The following is a 7,148-nucleotide window of genomic DNA, read 5'->3' as shown; positions in this document are numbered from 1 at the left end:
GACCTGATGGCTCTCTTAAGGGGAGACCCATCTAATGACAGGCTACCCGATATCAATCAGTTAAAGCTCATATGAAAGTTAACGGGACAGCAGTGTATTGGAATTTATAATGACAGGCAGAATAAAAGGTCACCATGAAAATGTCTAGTGCCAATAATACACTGCTAGCGGTTCACTCTTTGCTGCGACTTAGCCCGCTATGGCCACACGCTGGCAATCAACCCAAATATCAGACTAATATTAACCGTTCCCACAAGAGGTCAGAAAGCTATGCCCGCCCCCTCACCAGACGTCAATACCCGTAGGCTGTCACTAGAAGGCGCTCCCAACGTACGCGACCTAGGTGGCTACCGAACCCGTGATGGCAGAACAACACGCTGGCGAAAGCTGTTTCGGGGAGGCCGACTCTCAAACTTAAGCGACCTCGATCAACGCTTATTAAATGACTTTGAAATCAAAGTTATCTGCGACTTTCGCAATGCCCATGAATACCAGCTGGACATGACCAAGCTCAGCGCACAGTCAGCAGCAGTAATCCACAATCTCAGCATCAGCCCTGGCAACCAGCACGACATTATCGAAATCAGTAACATTCGCGCCAGTGAAATGGCGACATGGATGATACAGATAAATCGAGAGCTAGCGCTAAATCACTGCCAAATCTATCGCAAAATGTTTGAGCTACTACTCAACATCGATGACGGCGCCTTTATGTTTCACTGCTCCGCAGGCAAAGACCGCACGGGGTTTGCTGCCGCACTCATTCTGTCTGCCTTAGATGTTCCCCGTGATGTCGTTATGGAAGACTATCTTCTCACGAGTCAATACTACCCCCCAGCAGGTGAACTTGAGTACCTCTCCAACAAATACGCCGCTGACAAGCCCAATGTAGACCCAGACCTTTTCGCAACGCTTACCTCCACGCGGCCCGAATTTCTCGAGGCCGCGTTCGCCGCCATTGATGAAAACTACGATTCAATAGATGAATACTTAGAGCAAGCAATTGGCTTAAGCGCCGAGCTACGTGAACGTTTAAAGCGGCAATATGTAGAATAGACCCCCACAGCGAATATTCACCCACCGCAAAACTAGCCAAATGGCGCGCCACACCGTCCACGGCGGGCTCAAACCCTACGGCACCAGCCCTAGAGCGCAGCCGCGCAAGCGCTGGTAATGCGCCATATTGATTATGCACTCACTCAGCTGTAAAGAGTAAAATGCGTCAATTTGAAGACAGCCCCCTAGCATGCTATAGGTATTTTAAATGTCATTTCGCTTTTGTCATTTCAATATATAGACTGTATGGGCTATGTCGGTCACACTTTCCCCTATACTTTAAACGGAAAATATAAGGATGAATCAAATGAGCTCCTCTGTTGTCATTAGCGGGGTCGGCCTATGGACTCCAACACATAGCATTAGCAATGAGGAGCTCGTAAGCAGTTACAACGCCTGGGCGGAACACTTCAATCTGGAAAATCAGACCGCTATTGAATCAGGAGATCTAGAAGCAAAGCCGCTTTCTAGCGCCGACTTTATTGAAAAAGTGTCTGGTATTAAAAGTCGCTACATATATTCAAAAGAAGGGACTTTAGATATATCACGCATGCGCCCGATACTTGAGGCACGCAGTGACGAGCAAGTCTCCCACCAAGCAGAAATGGCCATCGCTGCAGCTACAGCAGCACTGAAGGCCGCAAATAAAACCGCCGCCGACATTGACATGGTTATAGTGTCTTGCGCCTATACACAGCGTTCCTACCCCGCTATCGCGATTGAAGTGCAAGCGGCCTTAGGCATCCAAGGCTTTGGATTCGATATGCTAGTCGCTTGCTCGGCGGCGACCTTTGGCTTAGAACGCGCCGCTGATGCAATAAAAGCAGGCAGCTCTAAAGGTGTTCTGGTAATCAACCCTGAACTCACCTCTCCCCAAGTCAACTATATGGACAGGGACTCCCACTTTATCTTTGGCGATGTAGCGACCGCTGTCGTAGTAGAAAGCAGTGCAACTTGTCAGTCTGCGCACGCCTTTGACGTGCTCGGGACCAAAAGTGTCACGTCATACTCAAATAATATTCGCTCTAACTTCGGCTATGTTACCCGCACGACAGATGAAGACCCTTATTCAGCGGACAAGCTGTTTCATCAAAACGGCCGCAAAGTGTTTAAAGAAGTTTGCCCCATGGCCGCTGAACACATTGAAAGCCATTTGCAGAGTCACGGCATTCAGGTTTCGGAGTTGAAACGTTGGTGGCTGCACCAAGCCAATATCAACATGAACCTACTGATCAGCAGGCGCTTACTCGGCCGCGACGCCACACTTGAAGAAGCGCCGATTGTCCTTGATGAATATGCGAATACCGCCTCGGCAGGGTCTATTATTGCGTTTGCCAAGCATCACGAAGATTTAACCGCGGGTGATATTGGCGTGATTTGCTCCTTTGGCGCCGGTTACTCTATTGGTAGCTTAATTCTTCGTAAACGTTAAGCCCCTTTACCGCCCGACTAAGGCAGTTGCACTGCCTTAGTCGATGTCATTAATTCAATTGCGAAAACGACTAACATTAAGTTCAAGACTTAAGAGCGCTCAATAATAACTCGACCTCCTCCACCACCTCGCCCTGCACATTGTGAATTTGAAATTGTAAAACCGCATCGTCACCATCGCGCTCTATTTGGATGCTACCAAAATTATCACTCAACACATTTTTCGCTGAGGTGCGCAACGCATTAGGCTCTTTGGCCGCCGGGCTATTGGCCCCAAGAGCAGAATTCAAACCACTGGCAGTAATTTCATAGAGCGGGTAGCCCAGCGCGCCCTCTAATTTTGATATTTCCGCCAAATGTCGGTCGCCACTGATGATCACCACACCGCTAACCGCACTGCCTTTTATCAGATCGAAAAGCCGCTGCCGCTCATTGGGAAAATTAGCCCATTTCTCAAAACAATGCTCAGTAGGCAAGACCTGAATACTACTGGCTATAATGCGCAGATCTGCAGGCTTTTTGAACTGGCCAGCCAACCACCGCCATTGCTCGTCACCTAAAATCGTAGAGCCGTCATCAGTGTTCGATATGATTCCGGTCGGGCTACAAGCGGATTCCAGATCGCCTTTCTTCAAAGGACTACGGTAACTGCGGGTATCGAGCATTAAAAATTGAACGCTAAGCCCACCAATATCACGATACCGAGAGTGGTAAACACCGCGCTGATCCAAATCGCCAATGCCATCTAGCTCCATGCCAAAGAAATCGGCAAAATACGCCCGAGACTCTGTTTGATAAGTAAATTCAGCGCCGCCATCGTTAAGCCCGTAATCATGGTCATCCCATGTTGCGAACACATCAATGTTCTTTTCTATACCAAACCGGCGCAGCTCCTCGACCTTAGCTAAGTCCTTATAAGCTTGATTGATACGGTCTGGTAGCGGCTCATTAAGATAAGCGCCAACATCGCTATACACATTGTCACCAAGAAACACAAAAGCTTGCGGCTTAAGGGCAATCACTGACTGCCAAACAGGCTGGGGTTGCCATTGTTGAAGACAGGAGCCAAAGGCAATGCTGCCTTGTTTAAGAGTATTTGTCAGTGAGTAAGCCAACACCTGAGACGGAGCGGCAAGCACCACAACCAGAAGAATAAACTTTCGTAAAAACACCGTCATATCGGCTCCCGAAACAATTAACGTTAACAACAAAAAAATAGAACCAAGGAATGATGAAAACTCACTTAGCACTTAATGAGATTATTCTGATGGCTATGTTAAAAGCATTTGCCGTCATACAAATAAAGTATGCATAAATTGCACCGACTACGACGCAATCTAGACCTTTTCGGTAAAGCGGCAATAATGTTTGGGCAAGCTAGCCTATTAAGGTAGCACCAAGATATTGCGTGACGATGAAACACGATTTAGCGTCGATGTTACTGCGAGGTTTTGCGCTTATTTAAGGAGGGTTTCATGACTGCCAATAAAAAAGGCCACTCGCTTGAGTGGCCTTTTTTATTAAATTGGTCGGAACGGCAGGATTCGAACCTGCGACCCCCACACCCCCAGTGTGGTGCGCTACCAGACTGCGCTACGCCCCGATTTGAGGGGTGGCATGATACCCCAACATATTGATTTAGTGAACTATCTTTTCAGAAGTTTTGCGACTTCTTCCAATTCACCGAGCATTTGCCGAATAACTTGCCGAGCTTGAGAGGATTCTTCTTTCGCAACTTCACCAGACATGCGCTGTCGTGCGCCACCAATGGTGTAGCCTTCTTCGTATAAAAAGCTACGAATCTGCCGAATCATCAACACGTCTTGATGCTGATAATAGCGGCGGTTGCCGCGCCGTTTTACCGGTGTTAGCTGGGGAAATTCTTGTTCCCAATACCGAAGAACATGAGGCTTTACGCAGCACAGCTCGCTGACTTCACCAATAGTGAAATAGCGTTTACCCGGTATGGGCGGTAATTCGTCGTTATGACTTGGTTCCAGCATAGTCCTCTACCCTGGATTTTAATTTTTGGCCGGGCCTAAATGTCACCACGCGACGAGCAGAGATTGGAATCTCCTCTCCCGTTTTGGGGTTACGCCCGGGGCGCTGACTTTTGTCACGGAGGTCAAAATTACCGAAACCGGAAATCTTCACCTGCTCGTTATTCTCCAAACAGAGGCGAATCTGCTCAAAAAACAACTCCACGAGCTCCTTCGCCTCACGCTTATTAAAGCCTAGCTCTTCGTATAACCGTTCGGCCATTTCTGCTTTAGTGAGGGACGTCATCACACTAGTTCCTTAAACTTGCGCCAAATGCCTCCTGCAAGGTTTGCACAACTGCCGCAACAGATTGATTAACCTCTTCCTCATTCAGAGTGCGTGATGAATGCCTGAACGTCAAGCCCACAGCCAAACTTTTTCTTTCAGGATCAATGCCTTTACCTTGATAGAGGTCAAACAGCTTCAAGTCACTGAGGCAATCCCCTGCCGCGCCTCGAATTGCCTGCAACACGTCGGCTGCGGGTAATTCGCGAGCAACGATCAAGGCCAGATCACGTCGCACCTCAGGGAATTTAGACAATTCACTGAATTTAGGTACGTCGCGAGCCAATACTGGCTTCTGATCAATTTCAAACAAATACACCGGATTAACCATATCCCACTGGGCTTGCAAGCTGGGATGCAAAGCGCCAATACGGCCAATTAGCACTTTATCGCAAAACACATCGGCGCACTGGCCTGGGTGCAAGGCCGCATAGCTGCCTGGAGCAAAAGTGATTTCACCTGCAGCAACTGACAGCAAGCTCTCCAGATCACCCTTAAGATCATAAAAATCGACTAATTCGCCGCTTTCATTCCAGCTTTCAGCAGTGCGCCGACCAGTAATGAGTGCCGCTAGCGTTGGAATTTGCTGCAAACCGCCATCGCCCTTAACAAAGCGCTGACCTGCTTCAAAGATGCGAATACGCGGCTGCTGGCGTTTGGCATTGTGCATGGCGGTTTTTATCAAACCGGGTAACAAGCTGGTACGCATGACCGACATATCGGCGGAGATCGGGTTGAGTAACTCAACGCCTTCTATGCCTTCCGCCATCGCCTTGTGCATTGCGGGATCAATAAAACTGTAAGTCACCGCCTCTTGGTAGCCACGGGCAACCAATTGCTGGCGAAGCGCGCTCAGGCTGCGCTTGCTTTCCGTCGCTGGGCGAATAGTCAGCGCGTCTTGAATCGGCCGCACCGGTAGGCGGTTATAGCCGTATATACGCGCCAGCTCTTCGAGTAAATCGACTTCAATGCTGATATCAAAACGCCAGCTCGGCGCAATCACTTCCCAGCCACCCTCAACACGCGTTACCGTCAAACCTAAGCCCGCGAGAATAGATTCTACGTCGCTGGCAGCCATGTCCATGCCCAGCACTTTGGCAATGCGCCTTTCACGTAGCAGAATCGCCTTGCGCTCAGGCATGGGCGCTGAGTCGACAACCGATACCGGCCCTGGCTCACCGCCACATATCGCAACTATCAGCGCCGTGGCGCGCTCTATGGCCCGTGCAGGCAGCTCAAAGTCGACGCCGCGCTCAAAGCGATGCGAGGAATCGGTATGTAAGCCGTAAGACCGCGCTCTTCCCGCCAATAAATCAGGGGTAAAGAAGGCCGCTTCTAAAAATAAATTCTGAGTTGCAGAGCACACGGAAGACGCTTCGCCACCCATAATACCCGCCAGTGCAAGGGGCTGCTGTTCATCGGCAATCAACAAGCTGCCTTCACGCAGGGTCAGCGTTTGGCCGTCGAGCAATTCCAAAGACTCATCAGCCTTTGAGTGCCGCACTACTAGGCCGCCACTGAGCTTATCTAAGTCAAAGGCGTGCATGGGCTGGCCCAATTCCACCAGAATAAAGTTGGTGACATCGACCACCGCGTCAATACTGCGCAAACCGCAGCGGCGAAGCTTTTCTTGCAGCCACAGTGGGCTGGGTTTCGACACATCGACATTGCGGATAACACGGCCCGCATAGCGTGGGCAATCTGCGCCCGCCTCAACCCGAATGGGTAATTTGCTGTCGTTGACGGCTGCAACGACTGCGACATCTAAATCAGTGAACGCCATGTCATTGAGCACTGCCGCTTCCCGAGCGATACCGCGCACACTCAAACAATCAGCGCGGTTTGGCGTTAAACCCAATTCGATAATCGAATCGTCTAAGCCAAGAAATACGCGAATATCCTCGCCAACGGGCGCGTCTAGAGGCAACTCCATCAGGCCATCGGACTTCTCCGCCAAACCCAGCTCCTCTTCAGCACAGAGCATGCCGAAGGACTCTACGCCCCGTAGCTTGGCTTTTTTGATTTTGAAATCACCGGGCAATACCGCGCCCAAGGTCGCCAGCGGCACTTTTATGCCGGGTCGAGCGTTGGCAGCGCCGCAGACTATCTGCACTTCTTCGCTGCCGGCATTCACGCGGCAAATCTGTAATTTTTCGGCGTCAGGGTGCGGCGCGGTTGCCACAATCTCAGCCACCACAACGCCAGAGAACACACCGGCTACTGGATCAATGGCGTCCACTTCTAGACCGGCCATGGTAATTTGCGCTGCTAACTCGTCGGTGCCAACGGTGGGGTTAACCCACTCGCGCAACCACTGTTCACTAAATTTCATATGC

The 7,148-nt window shown here is 50.1% G+C and carries 6 protein-coding genes and 1 tRNA gene; 2 read left to right on the top strand and 5 right to left on the bottom strand.

Annotated features, from left to right (window positions below; all coding sequences use genetic code 11):
* The first annotated feature begins 270 nt into the window (after positions 1 to 270).
* Positions 271 to 1,056 (top strand): tyrosine-protein phosphatase, encoded by a 786-nt coding sequence (locus tag HNQ57_RS07145; protein ID WP_184461928.1) that lies wholly within the window; start codon positions 271 to 273, stop codon positions 1,054 to 1,056.
* A gap of 307 nt (positions 1,057 to 1,363) precedes the next feature.
* Positions 1,364 to 2,488 carry a beta-ketoacyl-ACP synthase III gene (locus tag HNQ57_RS07140; protein WP_184461926.1) on the top strand — a complete coding sequence of 375 codons (1,125 nt, stop codon included), beginning with the start codon at positions 1,364 to 1,366 and terminating at the stop codon, positions 2,486 to 2,488.
* Positions 2,489 to 2,570: 82 nt separating this feature from the next.
* On the opposite strand, the gene HNQ57_RS07135 is transcribed toward HNQ57_RS07140, so the two are convergent.
* From HNQ57_RS07135 to pheT, 5 genes are all read right to left on the bottom strand, one after another.
* The gene (locus tag HNQ57_RS07135; RefSeq protein WP_184461924.1) at positions 2,571 to 3,665 is read right to left on the bottom strand and encodes an alkaline phosphatase D family protein; all 1,095 of its coding nucleotides are present in this window, start codon (positions 3,663 to 3,665) and stop codon (positions 2,571 to 2,573) included.
* A gap of 348 nt (positions 3,666 to 4,013) precedes the next feature.
* Positions 4,014 to 4,090: transfer RNA gene (locus tag HNQ57_RS07130), tRNA-Pro, on the bottom strand.
* Positions 4,091 to 4,133: 43 nt separating this feature from the next.
* Positions 4,134 to 4,490, bottom strand: a complete 357-nt coding sequence (locus HNQ57_RS07125; RefSeq protein WP_008247201.1) for a MerR family transcriptional regulator — start codon at positions 4,488 to 4,490, stop codon at positions 4,134 to 4,136.
* On the bottom strand, positions 4,471 to 4,773 hold the full coding sequence (gene ihfA, locus HNQ57_RS07120) for an integration host factor subunit alpha (protein WP_008247199.1): 303 nt from the start codon (positions 4,771 to 4,773) through the stop codon (positions 4,471 to 4,473). The genes HNQ57_RS07125 and ihfA overlap by 20 nt, the downstream gene beginning before the upstream one ends.
* Positions 4,774 to 4,777: 4 nt before the next feature.
* Positions 4,778 to 7,144, bottom strand: coding sequence for a phenylalanine--tRNA ligase subunit beta (pheT, locus tag HNQ57_RS07115; protein ID WP_184461922.1), 2,367 nt, complete (start codon positions 7,142 to 7,144; stop codon positions 4,778 to 4,780).
* Positions 7,145 to 7,148: the final 4 nt, after the last annotated feature.

Origin of the sequence: Zhongshania antarctica (assembly GCF_014202945.1) — a bacterium.
In the GTDB taxonomy this organism is placed as follows: domain Bacteria; phylum Pseudomonadota; class Gammaproteobacteria; order Pseudomonadales; family Spongiibacteraceae; genus Spongiibacter; species Spongiibacter antarcticus.
The sequence above is the reverse complement of the archived record's forward strand: the minus strand, read 5'-3'. Positions and strand labels throughout refer to the sequence as shown.